Source organism: Virgibacillus byunsanensis, assembly GCF_042675965.1.
Classification (GTDB): Bacteria; Bacillota; Bacilli; order Bacillales; family Amphibacillaceae; genus Virgibacillus_R; species Virgibacillus_R byunsanensis.
In genome coordinates this window covers 37,810-55,209 of record NZ_JBHTKJ010000011.1, presented here as the reverse complement: position 1 = coordinate 55,209, position 17,400 = coordinate 37,810, and the positions used below count along the sequence as shown (strand labels likewise).

General features: G+C 37.7%; 19 protein-coding genes. 2 read left to right on the top strand and 17 right to left on the bottom strand.

The genetic code is table 11. The features are described 5' to 3' along the window. Positions 1–655: 655 nt before the first annotated feature. From ACFQ3N_RS05045 to ACFQ3N_RS05010, 8 genes are all read right to left on the bottom strand, one after another. Entirely contained in the window at positions 656–1,915 is a 1,260-nt protein-coding gene (locus ACFQ3N_RS05045) for a cytochrome P450 (RefSeq protein ID WP_390360152.1), read from the bottom strand. 80 nt (positions 1,916–1,995) lie between these two features. Beyond that, the gene (locus ACFQ3N_RS05040) at positions 1,996–2,694 is read right to left on the bottom strand and encodes an isoprenyl transferase (protein ID WP_390360150.1); all 699 of its coding nucleotides are present in this window, start codon (positions 2,692–2,694) and stop codon (positions 1,996–1,998) included. A gap of 38 nt (positions 2,695–2,732) precedes the next feature. Beyond that, a complete protein-coding gene (locus tag ACFQ3N_RS05035) occupies positions 2,733–4,193 on the bottom strand; it encodes a DUF4153 domain-containing protein (protein WP_390360148.1) in 1,461 nt (486 codons plus the stop codon). Positions 4,194–4,287: 94 nt separating this feature from the next. Beyond that, positions 4,288–4,920 carry an HAAS signaling domain-containing protein gene (locus ACFQ3N_RS05030; RefSeq protein WP_390360147.1) on the bottom strand — a complete coding sequence of 211 codons (633 nt, stop codon included), beginning with the start codon at positions 4,918–4,920 and terminating at the stop codon, positions 4,288–4,290. Next, positions 4,917–5,249 (bottom strand): PadR family transcriptional regulator, encoded by a 333-nt coding sequence (locus tag ACFQ3N_RS05025; protein ID WP_390360145.1) that lies wholly within the window; start codon positions 5,247–5,249, stop codon positions 4,917–4,919. Before ACFQ3N_RS05025 ends, ACFQ3N_RS05030 begins: the two co-directional genes overlap by 4 nt. Positions 5,250–5,551: 302 nt before the next feature. Beyond that, complete coding sequence (locus tag ACFQ3N_RS05020; protein WP_390360143.1) at positions 5,552–6,439, bottom strand: glycine betaine ABC transporter substrate-binding protein; 888 nt, start codon at positions 6,437–6,439, stop codon at positions 5,552–5,554. 1 nt (position 6,440) lies between these two features. Beyond that, entirely contained in the window at positions 6,441–7,094 is a 654-nt protein-coding gene (locus ACFQ3N_RS05015; protein ID WP_390360141.1) for an ABC transporter permease, read from the bottom strand. Further along, the gene (locus tag ACFQ3N_RS05010) at positions 7,094–8,221 is read right to left on the bottom strand and encodes a betaine/proline/choline family ABC transporter ATP-binding protein (RefSeq protein ID WP_390360139.1); all 1,128 of its coding nucleotides are present in this window, start codon (positions 8,219–8,221) and stop codon (positions 7,094–7,096) included. Before ACFQ3N_RS05010 ends, ACFQ3N_RS05015 begins: the two co-directional genes overlap by 1 nt. 386 nt (positions 8,222–8,607) lie before the next feature. Between ACFQ3N_RS05010 and ACFQ3N_RS05005 the strand changes: the two genes are divergently transcribed. Then, a complete protein-coding gene (locus tag ACFQ3N_RS05005; RefSeq protein WP_390360137.1) occupies positions 8,608–9,747 on the top strand; it encodes a conserved virulence factor C family protein in 1,140 nt (379 codons plus the stop codon). 63 nt (positions 9,748–9,810) lie between these two features. Here ACFQ3N_RS05005 and ACFQ3N_RS05000 read toward each other — a convergent pair whose 3' ends face one another. Beyond that, positions 9,811–10,038, bottom strand: coding sequence for a hypothetical protein (locus ACFQ3N_RS05000; RefSeq protein ID WP_390360135.1), 228 nt, complete (start codon positions 10,036–10,038; stop codon positions 9,811–9,813). A gap of 90 nt (positions 10,039–10,128) precedes the next feature. Here ACFQ3N_RS05000 and ACFQ3N_RS04995 point away from each other — a divergent pair, with 90 nt between their 5' ends. Further along, the gene (locus ACFQ3N_RS04995; RefSeq protein WP_390360133.1) at positions 10,129–10,896 is read left to right on the top strand and encodes a DUF3891 family protein; all 768 of its coding nucleotides are present in this window, start codon (positions 10,129–10,131) and stop codon (positions 10,894–10,896) included. Positions 10,897–11,040: 144 nt separating this feature from the next. Here ACFQ3N_RS04995 and moaD read toward each other — a convergent pair whose 3' ends face one another. From moaD to ACFQ3N_RS04955, 8 genes are read right to left on the bottom strand one after another with little or no spacing between them, the layout of a single operon-like run. Continuing rightward, on the bottom strand, positions 11,041–11,274 hold the full coding sequence (gene moaD, locus ACFQ3N_RS04990; protein WP_390360214.1) for a molybdopterin converting factor subunit 1: 234 nt from the start codon (positions 11,272–11,274) through the stop codon (positions 11,041–11,043). Positions 11,275–11,280: 6 nt separating this feature from the next. Beyond that, positions 11,281–11,745 carry a molybdenum cofactor biosynthesis protein MoaE gene (locus ACFQ3N_RS04985; RefSeq protein WP_390360131.1) on the bottom strand — a complete coding sequence of 155 codons (465 nt, stop codon included), beginning with the start codon at positions 11,743–11,745 and terminating at the stop codon, positions 11,281–11,283. 34 nt (positions 11,746–11,779) lie between these two features. Beyond that, positions 11,780–12,790, bottom strand: coding sequence for a MoeB/ThiF family adenylyltransferase (locus ACFQ3N_RS04980; RefSeq protein ID WP_390360129.1), 1,011 nt, complete (start codon positions 12,788–12,790; stop codon positions 11,780–11,782). Between the two features lie 27 nt (positions 12,791–12,817). Then, positions 12,818–13,834: a GTP 3',8-cyclase MoaA gene (gene moaA, locus ACFQ3N_RS04975; RefSeq protein ID WP_390360127.1), complete on the bottom strand. Its 1,017-nt coding sequence runs from the start codon at positions 13,832–13,834 to the stop codon at positions 12,818–12,820. Positions 13,835–13,880: 46 nt separating this feature from the next. Next, positions 13,881–15,602, bottom strand: coding sequence for a PAS domain-containing sensor histidine kinase (locus tag ACFQ3N_RS04970; RefSeq protein ID WP_390360125.1), 1,722 nt, complete (start codon positions 15,600–15,602; stop codon positions 13,881–13,883). A gap of 17 nt (positions 15,603–15,619) precedes the next feature. After that, complete coding sequence (locus ACFQ3N_RS04965) at positions 15,620–16,078, bottom strand: GAF domain-containing protein (protein ID WP_390360124.1); 459 nt, start codon at positions 16,076–16,078, stop codon at positions 15,620–15,622. Further along, the gene (locus ACFQ3N_RS04960) at positions 16,068–16,721 is read right to left on the bottom strand and encodes a response regulator transcription factor (protein ID WP_390360122.1); all 654 of its coding nucleotides are present in this window, start codon (positions 16,719–16,721) and stop codon (positions 16,068–16,070) included. Before ACFQ3N_RS04960 ends, ACFQ3N_RS04965 begins: the two co-directional genes overlap by 11 nt. Before the next feature lie 12 nt (positions 16,722–16,733). Beyond that, positions 16,734–17,387 carry a sensor histidine kinase gene (locus ACFQ3N_RS04955; RefSeq protein WP_390360120.1) on the bottom strand — a complete coding sequence of 218 codons (654 nt, stop codon included), beginning with the start codon at positions 17,385–17,387 and terminating at the stop codon, positions 16,734–16,736. Positions 17,388–17,400: the final 13 nt, after the last annotated feature.

Genomic DNA, 17,400 nt, shown 5'->3' with positions numbered 1-17,400 from the left:
CGCCCGCGCACGCGGGTGGGTCGACGTTGCCGCCGAAAGCGGCGAAGTTAGTCGATCTTCCAAATCCGCATGAGATTCACTCCAGAGTATATGATTCACTCTGACTTTCGCCATTATTGGCGAAAAGTCAAGTTCATCTAAAAGAAAACATGCCCCTTCATAGGGGTATGCCGACGTTGGGCCGGGAGCCCGCTTTTAGTCGGCCTTCCTTTGCTAAGCGATTCGATGTTGACTTATCGTAAGGAGGATAAGGAAGCCCACTAGCAGTACGGGCGCTGGCCGATGAAAACGCCTCGTCCTTGAAAAAGAAAAGCGCTTTTTCTGCGTGCGATGCTTTTCAGGGGAGCTTTACTTATCCTGTGGCGTCATCGGCACTAGTACGTCCTTGAAAAAGAAGTTCGCTTTTTCTTCGTGCGATGTTTCACTGTGAAGCTTTCCTTGTCCTGTACGTCGGAGCTGGACGTGGCTTAAGCAGTTAATAAATTATCCACAGGCTCCTAATTTTATAATTTCCTAAGCTTAGAAAACTTGGCTTATCGCCAAGCCTTAATGGCGAAAGCCTTAGTTGCACTTATGTAGATAAGAAAATTTTATACTTTCCTATCTACTAAGAAAAAAGCGCTCTAATGAACGCTTCATGTTACTTTGAAATTTTCTATTTCCGTCTAACTCCACTAATCACAACCCTACTCTTGGGTATTGACGGCATTCTCATCATACTGAAGTTTAGGTCTTGTGGTGGGACTTCATAATCAATCTTTCTTGTCATAAATTCTAAACTTGCCTTCATGACTTCTATTGTTACCCACTCACCAGCACAACGGTGACCAATATGATAATCCCCACCACCTTGTGGGATGAAGTTAAAGGGACTCCCATCCCATTCTTGAAAACGCTCAGGTTTGAATGCATTAGGATCTTCCCATAAATTCGGATCAAGATTGGTTCCATACAGATCGAGTAATACTAATGTCCCTTTTTTAAAGTTATGCCCGCTCCAGGTGAAGTCACTCTTAACCCGTGCACCAGTAAATGGACCAAATGGATAAAAACGACGTACTTCTTGGACAAACATTTGGCTATAATTAGCTTCACCCATTTGCAGCTTCTTTTTCGTCTCTGGATAGTCATGTAACGCAACGGCTCCAAAGGTAATAAATCTTCCAATAGCTACAATTGGCCTCAATATATTCATAACTTCCACCGCTGCAATGTGGGTATTCAAAAGTTCCCCACCAACATCACGGTGCCACGAAAAAGCGTGTAGTGCTGTTCCTTCCTCTGCAGTAAATTCACCAGAACGAACTTGGTCGATAACGCCCCTTATCCATTTCTCGGAGCTATTACGAGCCAATCTTCCGCGCCAATGTCTTGGTCCGACTGCTCCAAATGCATCGATCATTGCACTGAATTCATTGGTGCGTTGCTTTAGTTCCTTTGCCCATAACGGTACACCTGCCCAAAGGCAAGCTATCCGGCACATGATTTCTTCTGATTCATGGAAAAGAACGATCTCATCGGATTGCTCCCATTTGTTGATAGCGATTTGCCATTGATTATTAGTTATCTGAACAAGTTGACTTAACCGTTCAGTCGTCATAAGTGACATAAACAATTGTTTCCGAAGTTTATGTGCACTACCATCTAGCGTTTGAACACCGCTCCCTCCAAACAGCGACTTTTGAATTCTTTTTGGTGCGGCTCCTTGGCGTTGAAATTTATCATTATCATAAAATATTTCCGCAGCCTCTTCACCACCCATACAAATCACTTTTTGACCACCCATTAAATGCGTTTGGAAAATATCTGATTGGAAGTGTCGGCGTCTGTTTGGGATGTATAGATATCCTTCAGTCATTAAGGCAAGACTATTATCAAAACCCTTTTCTTGTGGTATGGAGGAGTTCATTACCATAACTAGTTACCCCTTTAAAATGTATTGTTTATCTTATCATTTTTTTCCCTAAAAAAAGATTTTTATTCTTTTTATAGAGATTATAGGTGTGCTAGTTGTCTTCTCTGTAATTCATGAATAGCTTCTTCCAATAATTCCTGATTAAAATCAGGAAAATAAACATCACTAAAATATAATTCTGCTTTGGAGGATTGCCATAACAGAAAATTACTTACCCTCTTTTCACCACCAGTACGTATTACTAAATCTGGATCTGGTAGGTCTTTAGTATATAAAAACTGTGCAAACATTTTTTCGTCCACTTGTTCAAATTCAACCCTGTTATGTTGAACTTCATTAACCACCTTACGAATTGCCTGTAAGATGTCATCCCTGCCACCATAATTAAACGCAAAATTAACGATAATCCCATCATTAGCTTTCGTCTTTTCTTCTGCCTTCATCAGTGCCATTTTGGTAGGTTCTGGAAGCACCATAATATTTCCCGATATCCGTATTTTTATATTCCTTTTCATAAATTCAGGCAGCTTTTGTTTGAAAAATTTAACAGGTAACTGCATGAGATAATTAACTTCATCCTTTGGTCTCGACCAATTTTCGGATGAAAACGCATAGAGGGTTAACACGTTGACACCTAATTCAATACAGGCATCTATGATCTTTTGCATTGTCTTTGCACCTGCATAATGACCTTCGCTTCGTGTCAGCCCCCTTGTTTTTCCCCAGCGCCCATTTCCGTCCATCATGATCGCTACGTGTTTAGGAATGCTTGAGTTCACGTCTAACCACACCTTCCTAGAGTTAAGTGCCTCTCTTTTTATAGGTCAAGCTCCCTTAGCTTTTTGGTTACCTTTTGTTTTATGAAATTAAACGATTGCCACGTGCTAGGTGATTGTTCAGCTATCTGTTTTTCGTTTTGTAAAATACCCTGCAGCCTTGGATGGTCCGGGTCTTCCTGATACAACTTGATTAAACCATTCACACCTGTATACGATAGGGAATTCAAGTAATGAATATCTATCTTACCAGTACGTTCATACCGGTCTAAATTTTCATCCACGATGATTTGTTCGATATGGATTACATGTAAACCTGTATAAAAAATCAACCCAGCAATCAGGTAAAAATGTAGTAAGGATAACCGCTCCATCCATACTCGAATTAATGTATAAGCAAAAACGACCATCAAGAAAATCATAAATGCATGAGCCAAAATACGATCTAACGTAAAACCATAGGCAGCTTCATACATACTCAAACGTTGAAAAGCCGATGTCAGCATAACGCCACTAACAACTATTAATAGAGAATACATTATTTTCATCATTAGATTCATTCGTTTACCAGGGTTCTTGACCAGATTCAAAAAGGTCGTTAGAACCGTCCAGTTAATTAGCGTGACGATAACTAATTCAAAAAAACCTCGTCTTGCGTATTCTGCATACGTAAACCCATTCTGTAAGCTATCACTAAAAAAATAACGAAATTGAATAACTGTAAACACTACATAAACGCCATTCAGTAAAACAAGAACAGTTGCAGTAGTTATACCATCCCAACTCACTCGCGATTTTTCCTTGTTGGTATACGATTCCTTTTGTTTTGACTTAACATGCAATACTTGGAAGATACCAAAAAACAATAAAGTAAACATAATTATAAGTACAAATCGAAACAATCCCTCTTGAAAATTAAACTGAAAGATAAATTGTGGTAATCGTAAGACAATATCCTGAAAAACCGCATCAGCTGACATTAATAGTCCGGTGATCACTAACAACAACGGAATACCAATTACCAATCCTAGAAAAATACGCTTTACAATTTGCGCTGTTTGTTCGTTCATGTTTTTAAAAATTCGTTTAAACCCTGCATTACAAAATGCGGAGCTATATTTCAGACCTTCATTGAATTTAGTTATGAGTAACGTAAGAAATTCAGGTGCTGCCCAACTCCAATTATTAGGGCTGGTAATTAGCACCATATGAATAAAAACAAGAACAGGTATGATCAATAGATTCAAGTTGTGAAGCAGGATACTGTCGTAAAAAAGATAACTTCCTGCCAACAGCCAAATAACCACCATTATAAGTAACCCAATTCTCCGATGGGTAAACGAGAGACGATAACGAAGAAAAAGCACCATGTAAAACCCTGCTATAAATACAGGATATGATAGCCCAATACTTCCATGAAAAAAGCTAATTTCCGCTAATATTCCAAGTCCAAAACAAACAAGTAGAAATAGCCAATCCTTTTGTTTAACATACAAATCCATTTTTTATCCCGCCCTATACAATGTTATTCTATATACATAGAAATTCTATGTATATAGCCAAAAAAATAGTTTCTAGGGGCAGGCAAGGGGCCCCTTATACAGAAATTTTTCTTCCCCAACGATAACCCAGCCAACTTATTGGATACAGGAATGCTGTAAATACAATACACACGATAATAAATGGTACATTCAATAATGGTTGGAACCAATTATGTGGGATGAGTCCGAATATAACTAAGTACATTAAAACTAAATTAGGAACAATTGAAAATAGAAACGTTTTACGTAACAGCTTTAGACCGCTATGGCCAAACTCTTTACCAATTTCATAGCCTAAAAGGCCCCAGAACAAAATATATATAAAAATAATGACAGAAGGCACTCCCGTTAATCCCACCCAAAGTAGATCTATCCAATTCCAATGGAAAACATTGTAGCTAATAGTTAATAACCCTCCACCAATAAAAATACCTATGTTAAAGAGCACAAACAACCATTGCATTTTCCTTGGGGTAATATCTATTTCCTGTTGCCATAGTCGAGCAATCTCATGAGGTGCGCCTAATCTATTAACCAATTCATTGTACATGTTCTGTTCATCCATGGATTCTTCCTGAGAAAGTTCATACACATGCAACTCATAATCCGCGAGAATTTTTTCTATTTCTGGGTGATCAGCGAGCTCGTTTTTTAATTCCTGAAAAAATTGGTCTTCCCCAACGATCATGATTCATTTCTCCGAATTAAGTTGTTCATGACTTGAACATAACGATGCCATTCACTTGTTTTTTCGTCGAGGATCTTTTCACCCTCTGCTGTTATACGGTAATATTTACGTGAAGGACCTTTTACTTGGTTCTCCCAGTAACATTCAATGTATTCCTGCTTTTCCAGTTTATGGAGTGCCGGATACAGTGTACCTTCTTTGATTTGGAGATTATGCTCACTACGTTGATCCATTTCTTTAACCAGTTCGTAACCATACATGTCCCGGTCATTTAACAGTTGTAGAATTAAAAGTGATGTGCTCCCTTTTACAAGCTCTCGGTTAAACATGTTTTTCACCTACCTAGAATTATTAGGTATCTACACTATATAAAATTCACAGCTATTTGTAAAGTGGATAGGAAATTTTTTCTTCGTAGTTATGTGACAGGATTTTTCCCGCGTTTAATCAATGTTTTTCCGCGGTTATTTAGTTATTTCCGCGTTTTTTAGTGATATATCCGCATTTTTTTGGTTATTTCCGCGAATTTAGCCGTTTTTTCCGCATTTTGATAAAATACTACAAACTAAAAAAGAGAGAAGCTCTCTCTTTTTTAGTTTGTAGGTTTCTTTACTGCCTGTAGAATATTATATTATTCAATTAAACCAGCTTCTTGCAAGAAATTTCTTGCTACTAAATCAACCATCATGTTCTCGTTATCTACTTTCGCATTCATGGCTTGCATTGTCTGTTCATCAATTTTACCTTCAAGCTGCTGTAATATTTCTTCTAATTCAGGATATTTTTCAAGCGTTTCTTCCAACACTAGAGGAAGCGCATGATAAGGCGGAAAATAAGACTTATCATCTTCGAGCACTCTCAAATCATATATTTGTAATTGACCATCTGTTGTGTAGGAATTAATTACATCCACTTCATCTCCATTAATGGCGCGGTACATCATTCCATGGTCCATACCTCTCACATCTTTAAACTCTAGATCATATTCCTCTTTAAACCCCGGCAATCCGTCCGGACGATCAATAAATTCGAAAACAGCCCCAAGTGTATATTGATCGGAAACTTCCGCAAAGTCACTGAACGTTTCTATATCAAGTCTCTCTGCTTCTGCTTCATCAAATGCTAACGTGTAGGTGTTATTGAATCCAAAAGTATTAAAGGCTCTAATACCGTCCTTTGCCACAAGTTCCTTCGTTTTCGCCAGTGTTTCTTCAGCTGTTCCAGGAGATTCACCATAATACGTAATCACAATTGTACCTGTATAATCTGGTATTACCTGAATACTGCCATTCATCATTGCATTCCAAACAACATTAGAACCACCGAGATTTTCTCTATAGATTACACTCACATCTGTTTTTTCTTCAATTAATTGTCCCATGATATTTGATAAGATGATACTTTCCGTGTTATTTCTTGACCCCACAGTAATTGATTCATCCGTATTTAATATACATCCTGCTAGGGGTATAACAGTAATGAAAGTTATAAAAAGTAAAATTAGTTTTTTTCTATTCATTCTATTTCAACCCTTCTGGTGTAGACCAACGTTCAAGCTTGTTGAAGACAAACTCAAGTATAATAGCTAACATAGCAGCAGGAATGGCTCCTAAGAAAATTAAACCATCTATTCCTCTGGTAATGCCTAAGAAGATAAAATCTCCAAGTCCACCGGCACCTATAAAGGCTGCCAATGTAGCATTACCAACGTTAATAACAGCAGCTGTACGAACACCAGCCATCATAATTGGAACAGATAAAGGAAGCTCAACCTTAAATAATATTTGCTTGCTCGTCATACCCATTCCTTTAGCGGCTTCTATTGTTGCACTATCAACATCTTTGATACCTGCGTATGTGTTTCTAACAATCGGTAAGAGTGAATATAAGAATAATGCCGCAATCCCTGTTTTAACACCAATTCCAAAAACGGGTATTAGAAACCCAAGTACTGCAAGACTGGGAATAGTTTGCATAATACCCGTCCCACCTAATACAAGTGGAACCAGCGATGGAACCCGTGTAATGAGAATACCTAATAAAACTCCTAGTATAACTGCCATCAGCATAGAAAAAAACACGAGTTGTATATGAATAAACGTCGCCTCAAGTACCTCTGCCCAGCGCATTTGTGTCTGTTGAATAATTTGTTCCATTAAATTTGCTTTATTCATTATTCTGCCTCCATTTCTGTCCACTGACTAGACAGTGCGGAAAGCAATGTTCCACGAGTCACTAGTCCTACTACCCTATTCATTTCATCAAGAACCGGAATTATACCGAGTGACGCTGTTGACATCATTACAATGGCATCTTTAGCACTTTGTGAACTCTTGAGATAAGGTTCAGACGATCGCATGATTTCTTCAATTGATTTAATTTCATTCATCTTCTTCATTAAATCATAAGCAGACACAATCCCCATCATTTTGTCATTCTCGTCAACAACAACTATCATCATTTTTTTATCCTTACGCATCATTGACAAGGATTTTTCAGGAGACCGATTCGGCAAAGATCTTAAGACAGTTTCATTCATTACATCTCTAACTGACATAAGTTCAGGATTCTGAATGATTCGATGTTTTCCAATGAACTCTTCCACAAAACCATAGGCTGGTTCGTGCAATAATTTCTCCGGGGTATCTATCTGAAGTAATTTTCCTTCTTTCATAATAGCAATTCGATCACCAAGTTTTAAAGCTTCATCCATATCATGGGTTACAAAGACAATTGTCTTTTTAAGTTTTTGCTGCAAGGAAATCAACTCATCCTGTAATTGTTCCCTTGTAATTGGGTCCAGAGCACCAAATGGCTCATCCATTAAGATAATATTGGGCTTGGATGCTAGCGCCCGTGCAACACCAACACGCTGTTGTTGTCCACCAGATAATTCTTTGGGATATCGGTTACGGTATACATGTGGATCCAGACCAACCATCTCCAGAAGCTCTTCCACCCTTTTATTGATGTCTTGTACATCCCACCCTTTTAACTGGGGAACAATTGATATATTCTTTTCTATAGTGTAATGAGGAAATAGACCAATTTGCTGAATAACATACCCAATATTACGTCGCAGTTCTGCAGCATTTAACTTCGTAACATCCTCCCCATCAATAGAGATTGTTCCAGTTGTATGTGGAATCATTCTATTAATCATTTTCATTGTGGTTGATTTCCCAGATCCACTGGGCCCGATGAGAACAACGAGTTCACCCTCAGAAATTTCAAAATTAACATTATCTACTGCTTTAAATCCGTCGTTATAAAGTTTACTTACATTCTCAAATTTTAACATGGTTACCCCCTATGAAATTTCCACAAAAAAAAGCTCCCATGCGCTAGTATGCGCAGGGACCCCTTTGCTATACAAAGGTTTATGTGAAAAATAACTCTATAAGAAGTATACATCCATGAACACTTTGTTACAAAGTACACAAACTTACTAATTTGTCTATATTATCTAGGATCTATACAAATACAGTATCAGAACATACATTAAGTTATATTTACTATCTATTCCTTCTACTTCCTAATTATATCTACAAATTTGGTAGAAAATGAGCGATTTTCTGCAAAATTTGTCGAATAAAAAGACTTGAACATATAAAAACGTTCTGAAATGGATAGTTCCTTATATCTTTGTTAACATCAGTAGTATAAATGTCTAAGGGGGAAAAATAAGTGAAAATTGTATCTATAGAACCAACACCCAGTCCATATTCTATGAAGATAAACGTGGATGAGCAATTGGCTGACGGGCAAACTATAAATTATAAGCTAGGTGATGACCTTAGTAATGCCCCTGATTACATCAAAGCGCTATTCGAAATTAATGGCGTTAAAGGTCTTTATCGTGTAATAGATTTTATCGCTCTTGAACGTAATCCTCGTGTTGCATGGGAAGAAATCTTACCGGAAGTTCGCAATGTCTTAGGTTCTTCGGAAGAAACCACAGACGACCTCACTAACGAAAAGGCTACACCAGAAGATCCTTTTGGTGAAGTTAAGGTTTTCATTCAAATGTTCCGTAACATTCCCATGCAAGTAAAATTGCAGGAGGGGGAAAATGAACAACGTTTCGGACTTCCAGTGAAATTCACGAACGCTACAATGGAGGCTTCCGTTGCCTCAGATAATATGTTAATGGAAAGAAAATGGGTGGAACAAAGCCCTCGGTATGGTGATGTAGAAGAAATTGGTCAGGATGTTTCGGAAGAATTAGCAGCAAGCTATGACGCAGAAAGACTAGCTGAGTTAACCAAACTCGCTTTAACAAATGAGCCTTCTGAAGACAAAAATTCAAAAACACAGAAGAAAGTCACACTTGATATGCTGGATAATCCTAGCTGGAAGGAACGTTATGCTGCATTAGACCGTATGGACCCAACTCCAGAGGATCTTCCGGTATTGGACAAAGCACTAGATGATAAAAAGGCATCGGTTCGACGGCTTGCCACTGCATATCTAGGAATGATAGAAGAACCTGAAGTACTTCCATTCTTATATAAGGCCCTAAAAGATAAAGCTATAAACGTTCGACGCACCGCTGGTGATTGTCTTTCAGATCTTGGTTATAAGGAAGCAACACCTGAAATGATAAACACGTTAACAGACTCTAGCCGTATTGTTCGCTGGCGTTCTGCCATGTTTTTATACGAAATAGGTGATGAGACAGCTATCCCGGCTCTAGAACAGGCGATGAACGATCCCGAATTTGAAGTACGAATGCAATTAAAAATGGCACTGGCTCGCATCAAAGGCGGAGAAAAAGCAGAAGGTTCCATCTGGCATCAGATGACAGAGGCTACTAAAAAGAAATAGAACTATAACCCCATTTGCTTCCTCTATCAAACAAATGGGGTCTTTTGAATTCACCCGATTAAACTAACTAATTAGATTTTCTAACTGTTTGTTTCTATCTTCTTGCTCCGTTTTAGAAGCCAAATCATATTTTTTAAAAAGATGAAATAATTCATTTAGCGTCTTCTGGGAATGTTCTTCCCTCAAAAAGGTTTCTAGTTGTTTGGTTAAATTTACCGGTAAGAATTTTTCCTGACTTTCCAGCTTTTTTACAACATCTTCATGAGAATGATCGATATTACATGTTCCCATTTAAATCACCCTTTCCTAATACTTAAAGTGTACATCATAAGAGGTGATGGTTACCAATATTTGAAGACAATTTGAAAGGATGACTCATAAATGATTATAAGAGAGGGCTCTAACGGTTTCGTCATGATTGAACAGGACTACCATGCCCATATATCAGGGGAGATTATCACTAACTGGAAAGACTCATTATTTCATGAACCAAACCTCAGAGGATCCGTTGAATATGCAATTTTTAATCATGATTACGGATGGAAGCTGATTGATAAACAGCCTTTTTGGAATGACCAAAAGCAAGCACCATATTCATTTATAGATTTTCCCACTCCCCCTAAGACCGTTTTTTATAAACATGGAATAGATGAAATAGAGAAAGTTGATCCTTATGCTGGCTTGTTATGTAGCAGACATTATACACGCTTTCTAATCGACGATACCTCCCCAGAAGCTGAAGCATTTGTTCAAAAGGAAGAAAAGCGTCAACGTAATTTAAAGCATTCGTTACCGGCTTTTGATAAAGCTTTATTTGACTTCCATTACGGCCTTCTTCAATTTTGTGATAACTTATCCTTATATATTTGTTTAAATGAACCTGGTACTTCTAACAAAGAGGAACATCCATTTTTCAAGGATGGTTTACCTGTTCCCGCATCATTAGATATTTGTAACCAAGACAAATTACATCTTCGTTGGAAAGATAAAAATACCATTCAAATGAGTGATTTCCCTTTTGACGGACCGGTATATACCTCATTGAAACAAAAAGTCGTTTCCAAGGGTGCCATTTCTGCAAATGGCGTAATTGAAAGCTATCAGGAGATGCCATTTGTTGAGATAGATATCAGTTTAGAACCTGAATAGTGGCAAGATTCAAACTAATAAAGTCCACCCTACTGGTTTTTGCGCCATTGTTCGACTCATTGTAAAACTCTTCTTCAGTCACTCGCCTATGCAATTCGGGTCTTGTCATACGCATACATCAGAGTTTTTAACTAGTATTTTATATCAACCACCACTAACAGGCGGAATGAATGCAACGATGTCACCTTGTTTTACTGTATCATCATTCATTGCATATTCTTCATTTATAGCTGACATAATCTGGTCCATTTGTGTTAAATTATACTTTTCTTGTAAATTGTTTTTAAGATCTGCAATAGATATGTCGTCTATTTCCATTTCAATACGATCTTTCCCTGCTTCTTCTTGTAAATGGGCGAACAATAATACAGTTATCACCATTAGTCACTCCTTTATATTAGGTTTTCCTTCTGGATATGGTACCTTTTCCAGTTGATCGCCTATCCATGTTTCTCCATCTTCCCAGTTTTCCTTTTTCCAAATAGGTACGATTTGCTTAATTCGCTCAATCGCGTATTCATTGGCTTCATAGGCTGCTTTTCGATGGGGGGATGATACAGCAATAATTACTGCTATGTCTGATATTTCTAACCTGCCAACTCGGTGCGTAATCGCGACTTTGGTATTTGGCCACTTTGCTTGAATTTCATCACCGATTGTTTTCAACATTTTTACAGCCATTGGTTTATATGCTTGATATTCCAAGTATACCGTTCTTTTCCCTTTCGTCCATTCACGTACGGTTCCAATAAATGTTGTTACCGCACCTGCCTCTCTTCTTTCAACTTTATCAACTAATTCCTGAAGTTGAATTGGTGTATCTATTATATCGAAAAGTTCCTCACTCACCGTAAAGCACTCCTTCTATTAAATCTGACTGCTGTTATCCAATCAGCTGATAATACATCCGTTTAGCCTTATCTATTGAGTCTGTTCCGTGGATTAGCGTCCGGCCGTCACGGAAAATCACGAATCGATAGGTTTGATATTCAAGGGACAGCAGGAACGGATTAGTCTTAATTTCTCCGACTTTTGTCAGGCGTGCAGCTAAATCTTCTAAATTAAAATCTCGGCCTGCTCGTATTTGTACAGTATCTCTTCCGCATAACACTTCAGATTTTGTCTGGGTTTCATAATCAAGATAGCTAAAACTAGGATCAACCCCGCAAGTTGGACAGTGTTCTTTTTTTGCCCGTTCTACATTTATAGTTTGGTAATGGTTATTCCAAAGATCAAAGGTCACAAGACGAGAACGCAGTGCGTCATAATCTTCTACTAATAACTTAAATGCCTCTGTCGTTTGATGCGCTACCACCATTTGAACAGCAGGAGAAATGATACCAACGGAATCACAAGTTGCACCTGATACTGGCATTGCATTTAACAAACATTGAAGACAAGGCGTTTGATCTGGTAAAATCGTGTAGCTCATACCGGTACTACCAACGCAAGATCCGTATATCCAAGGAATATGATGTTTTTGAAATAAATCATTCATAATAAAACGAATATCAAAATTATCTGTTGCATCAATGGCCAAATCTACGTCATTCAATAGTGGAGTGAGCGTATTACCTGTAGCATCCATAATATGAACATCGATTTCAACATTTGAATTAATTTGACATAACCTATTTTTTGCCGCTATTACTTTAGGCATCTGATCGATTGCGTCCTTCTCAGAAAACAATTGTTGTCGTTGAAGATTGCTGGATTCCACGTAATCCCGGTCTATGATTGTGAGTTTTCCGATACCTGCACGAACCAAAGCTTCAGCACTTGCCGTACCCAGTGCGCCAGAACCCAATATCAATACATGTTTTTGTTGTATTTTACGTTGACCTGCTTCCCCTATTGGTCGAAATAAAATTTGGCGGGAGTATCGATCATCCATCTTACGACTTCCTTTCTATTATGGAGATTAACCTCCAATATATGACATTTCTATCTTTGGTTTATTCTTTGCTGTTTCAGCTGTTCGTTCATCTGAATACCTGTCACCTCTATTTTCCCATGTTGGTGAAAATTCAGTGATAATATCATCGTCGGTTGCCCCCGAACGAACTAGTTCCCTGAGGTCAAACCCGCTTTCTGCGAATAAACACGTATAAAACTTCCCATCCGCAGAGATTCTTCCTCGTGTACAAGTAGAGCAGAAAGACTCAGAAACAGATGTGATAAACCCGACTTCTGTATTGCTACCGACGTACCGATATCGCTTCGCTACTTCGCCAATATATGATGGATCAATAGGTTCTAGCTGAAAATGCTGTAATAGCTGTTCATATATTTCTTTTTTCGTAACAACATGTTTAAAATCCCAACCATTTGACTGACCAACATCCATAAATTCAATATACCGTAAAGATACTCCTTGTTTCTTAAAGTACTTGGCCATTGGCACTACATCCTGATCGTTCAATCCTTTTTTGACAACCATATTCATTTTTACTTCTAGCCCAACTTCCTGAGCTTTTTTTATTCCTCGTAAAATGCGTTCTGGGCTTACACCAACATCATTTATTGATTTGAATCTTTCTTCATCTAAAGAATCAAGACTAACATTTACACGAATTAAGCCTGCTTCTTTTAATGGAAGTGCTTGCTTTTCCAACAGGGCTCCATTGGTCGTCAATCCTATATCTTCAATACCATCGATGGCTACTAATTTCTCAATTAACTGGGGTAGATTTCTTCTCAATAATGGTTCCCCGCCAGTCAAACGAATTTTCTTCACTCCAAATTGAACAAATATCTTTGCTAAGCGTTCTATTTCTTCAAAACTCAAAAGTTGTTCTTTTGGCATAAACTTGAAATCTTTCCCGAAGATCTCTTTTGGCATACAGTACGAGCACCTGAAATTACAACGGTCTGTAACTGAGATACGTAAATCCTGTAGTGATCGACCAAATTTATCTACTAATAGGGATTTTTTCATGGGATTATCTCTCCTACTTACTCTATTTATCTTTCAAATTTTCAAGTCAGTTACGAGGGATCTCTAAAATTACGATACTGCCTTCTCCAGGACTAGACTTTATTTGAAGGTCTCCAGATACTGATCGTGCCCTCTCTTCCATACTGATCAATCCAACACCAGAAGACAGTTGGTCAAGTTCAAATCCTTTTCCTTTATCTTCAATGGTCACACGCACAATATTATCAAACTCCCTAATGGCAACAGTTGCCTGATCGATATTAGCATACTTCCTGACATTAGTTAGTGCTTCTTGAATAATGCGATAAATGGTTATTTCAATATTATTATCAAGTCTGGCTGTAAGGGAGCAGTCGAAATAGACATCAATATGGTAGCTTTCGGAAAAGCGATTAAGAAACGAACGGATGGCAGGTATAAGTCCCAGGTCATCAAGTACTGACGGTCTTAATTCCCATGAGAAATCTCTCACTTCTTGGATGAGTTCGGCGGCTTCTTCAAGCATTTGATCAACTAATGGGTGTTCCATCTGAGAACTTAGCCGGTTAATCGTAATTAAATGACTGTATAAGTTTTGTCCGATACCGTCATGAATTTCTCTTGATAACCTTCTTCTCTCTTCCTCTTGCACATTAATAATCCGTGTTAGTGTATATTGTAATTCTTCCTCGACTCGCTTGCGTTTGGTTATTTCGGATCGAATGGCTAGATATTGATAAGGCTTACCAGCTTCATCTATGAAAGGTACAATCGTTGTATCTACCCAATAATATGTGCCGTCTTTTGCTTTATTCTTAATCTCACCTTTCCAAACCTTTCCGTTACCAATTGTCTTCCACAAATTCTTGAAAAAAGTGCTTGGATGGTAGCCTGAATTTATAATAGAATGAGTTCTACCTAATAGTTCACCACGTGAATATTTAGAGATTTGGACGAACTGGTCGTTTACATACGTTATTTTCCCTTGTTTATCGGTAATAGCTACGATAGTAGATTCGTCTAAAGCAAATTTCAAATCGACAAGTTCTTGCATGGATTTTTTTAGTTCATTTACAACACGCTTATGTTCCGTAATCTCATTTCGTATAGCAAGATATTGATAAGGTTTTCCTTTATTATTTAAAAAAGGAACGATGGTTGTGTCTACCCAATAATAGGTATCGTCTTTTGCCCTGTTTTTAATTTCCCCATGCCAAACCTCTCCGTTTGCTATTGTTCTCCATAAATTACGAATAAAATCCTTAGTATGGTAACCTGAGTTTATGATTCGGTGGTCTTGACCAATCAATTCATCCCTTGTGTACTTGGAGATCTCACAAAATTTTTCATTAACATATTTTATTTTTCCCGTTTGGTCTGTAATTGCTACAATTGTAGACTCATCCAGCGCAAACTTTATATCTAAAAGTTCATCTAATACCTTTTGCGGTTCCATTCCAGACATGGAGTGATTATTACTGTTATGGAGAATAAGAAGGTAGTACTCTAATCCGTTTAAGGTGAATGTGTTTATACGTAGAAATAAAGGAAAACGCTCTCCTTCATTATTATGACCGTAGTGCTGGATAATGGTTCCTTGTTCCATTAAAGTGATGTTTAAATCAGGTATTAAGGTTTGTAGATTTTCACCAGTGTAATCTTTTTCTAGATGGAGTAATTGGAGAGCCTTGTTACTTATAGATTGTATAACTTGTGATGAATCCACCACAATAGCTGCATCTTCTTTATCAGTAGAATGATTATGATTTCGATTTGTGTTTTTAATCATCTATGGCTTTCCTCCTTCTATTCAAGAAAATATAAAGGTAACAAAGCCTCTATTTCATTTGCTGTTTGTTTTACCTTATTGTAGTCATCTTCTTTAAATTGAATTGCTTTTCGATATCCAATTAACAGAGAACCCTTTGGTATCCCCTTCAACTGTAATGGCACTGCAAATGCTGCTACCATTTTTTCAGCTAACATTATTGGATAATCGGTAGATTTGCCGTTAATATGACTTGGAAAATCATCTATTTGCATGCTCCTGTTAGTTCCTATTACTTTACCGGCTATTCCTTTGCCATAACGAACCGTAATATATTTAAACTTTTCATTCCTATTGCCGCTCACAAATGGCCATGTTATATCAAGACCAGATTGTTTTTGTAATGCCAGCCCTGTAAAGTCACAACCCACATTTTCTCTTAATTTATTACAAGCAAAAAGAATATCATGCTCTATCTTTTCAAGGCTACATACCATAACCAAGCAGCCCCTTTTTCAAGGCATATGAAACCAGCTCTGGTCTAGTTTTCATTTGAAGTTTACCCATTAGATTACTTTTATGAGCTTCTACAGTCTTTACACTGACAATTAATTTTTCTCCAATCTCTTTGTTGGAGTAACCTTTTGCAATTAAGGTTAATACTTCCTTCTCACGGTCCGATAAAAGTTGATACATATCAGAACCACCTTGCTTAAGATTCCCTAGATACTCATCCATTAATCTTTTGGTTGCAGCAGGATGGAGATAAGCATTTCCAGTGCAGACTGACTTAATGGCTTCTATTAATTCCTGGTGGGGTGCACTTTTCAACACACATCCTGAAGCACCAGCTTGAATTGCACGGAACAAGTATTCCTCATCGTCATGCATCGTTAATATTAGAATAGTTGTGTCAGGTGATTGTTTTTTTAATTCAGAAGTTGCAGAAAGTCCATCTTTTCCATGGGGCATACTTAAATCCATTAAGACAACATCAGGCTTTTTTTCCAATGCCAGTTGAATTCCCTCATCCCCTTCGGAAGCTTCTCCAACCACTTCCATATCAGGTACATCATTTAACAGCACCTTTAACCCCATTCTAACCACAGCATGATCATCAACCAACAAAATTTTTATCATGTTGATTTCCCCCTATTCCTTAATTGGCAGTATAAGCGACACCTTTGTTCCTTTATTTTTTTCAGAGGAAATTACACATCTACCACCCGCAATATTCATTCTTTGTTTAATCGCAGCAATTCCCTTAAATTGGTTATTTTTCATTTCCTCATGTATATTAAATCCTTTACCACTATCCATTATCTCTATTGTCAACGATTTCTTTTCCCATGTAAACTGAAAAGTTGCTTCAGCAACATCTGCATGCTTGGCAATATTAATTAATGCTTCCTGACAGGACCTAAATATAGCCAAGCTTGTTGATTCCGATAACTCTATTTCTTCACCTGTTGATTTTACCTGGATTACGATTCCAAAGGTTGATGTGAACAATTTAATATAGCTTTTTAACGCTGAACTTAAACCCAGCATTGCAAGTGTATTCGGATAAAGTTCAACTGATAACAATCTAACTTCTTGAATAGTACGATTCATTAATTCAGATAAATCCTTTGCATAGTCTTTCATAGTTGGATCACTAATTCCAGATTGTAAAAATTCCAACCCAGTATATAAGCTATAAAGGTTCTGGCTGACACCCTCATGAAGTTCAACTGCTATACGCTTTATTTCTTCTTCCTGTGAATGAATAATATAAGCACTTGCCTGATTAGCTATACGGTTCATCGCTATCCCCCCT

Excerpts from the sequence above, each read along its gene's own strand:
- ACFQ3N_RS05010 (WP_390360139.1), bottom strand. The coding sequence starts at position 8,221 with ATGTTAAAATTTGAGAATGTAAGTAAACTTTATAACGACGGATTTAAA.
- ACFQ3N_RS05045 (WP_390360152.1), bottom strand. The coding sequence starts at position 1,915 with ATGGTAATGAACTCCTCCATACCACAAGAAAAGGGTTTTGATAATAGT.
- ACFQ3N_RS04995 (WP_390360133.1), top strand. The coding sequence starts at position 10,129 with ATGATTATAAGAGAGGGCTCTAACGGTTTCGTCATGATTGAACAGGAC.
- ACFQ3N_RS04965 (WP_390360124.1), bottom strand. The coding sequence starts at position 16,078 with ATGGTATGTAGCCTTGAAAAGATAGAGCATGATATTCTTTTTGCTTGT.
- ACFQ3N_RS05030 (WP_390360147.1), bottom strand. The coding sequence starts at position 4,920 with ATGATCGTTGGGGAAGACCAATTTTTTCAGGAATTAAAAAACGAGCTC.
- ACFQ3N_RS05015 (WP_390360141.1), bottom strand. The coding sequence starts at position 7,094 with ATGAATAAAGCAAATTTAATGGAACAAATTATTCAACAGACACAAATG.
- ACFQ3N_RS05025 (WP_390360145.1), bottom strand. The coding sequence starts at position 5,249 with ATGTTTAACCGAGAGCTTGTAAAAGGGAGCACATCACTTTTAATTCTA.
- ACFQ3N_RS05035 (WP_390360148.1), bottom strand. The coding sequence starts at position 4,193 with ATGGATTTGTATGTTAAACAAAAGGATTGGCTATTTCTACTTGTTTGT.
- ACFQ3N_RS04955 (WP_390360120.1), bottom strand. The coding sequence starts at position 17,387 with ATGAACCGTATAGCTAATCAGGCAAGTGCTTATATTATTCATTCACAG.
- ACFQ3N_RS05000 (WP_390360135.1), bottom strand. The coding sequence starts at position 10,038 with ATGGGAACATGTAATATCGATCATTCTCATGAAGATGTTGTAAAAAAG.
- ACFQ3N_RS04980 (WP_390360129.1), bottom strand. The coding sequence starts at position 12,790 with ATGGATGATCGATACTCCCGCCAAATTTTATTTCGACCAATAGGGGAA.
- ACFQ3N_RS05020 (WP_390360143.1), bottom strand. The coding sequence starts at position 6,439 with ATGAATAGAAAAAAACTAATTTTACTTTTTATAACTTTCATTACTGTT.
- moaA (WP_390360127.1), bottom strand. The coding sequence starts at position 13,834 with ATGAAAAAATCCCTATTAGTAGATAAATTTGGTCGATCACTACAGGAT.
- ACFQ3N_RS04960 (WP_390360122.1), bottom strand. The coding sequence starts at position 16,721 with ATGATAAAAATTTTGTTGGTTGATGATCATGCTGTGGTTAGAATGGGG.
- ACFQ3N_RS04970 (WP_390360125.1), bottom strand. The coding sequence starts at position 15,602 with ATGATTAAAAACACAAATCGAAATCATAATCATTCTACTGATAAAGAA.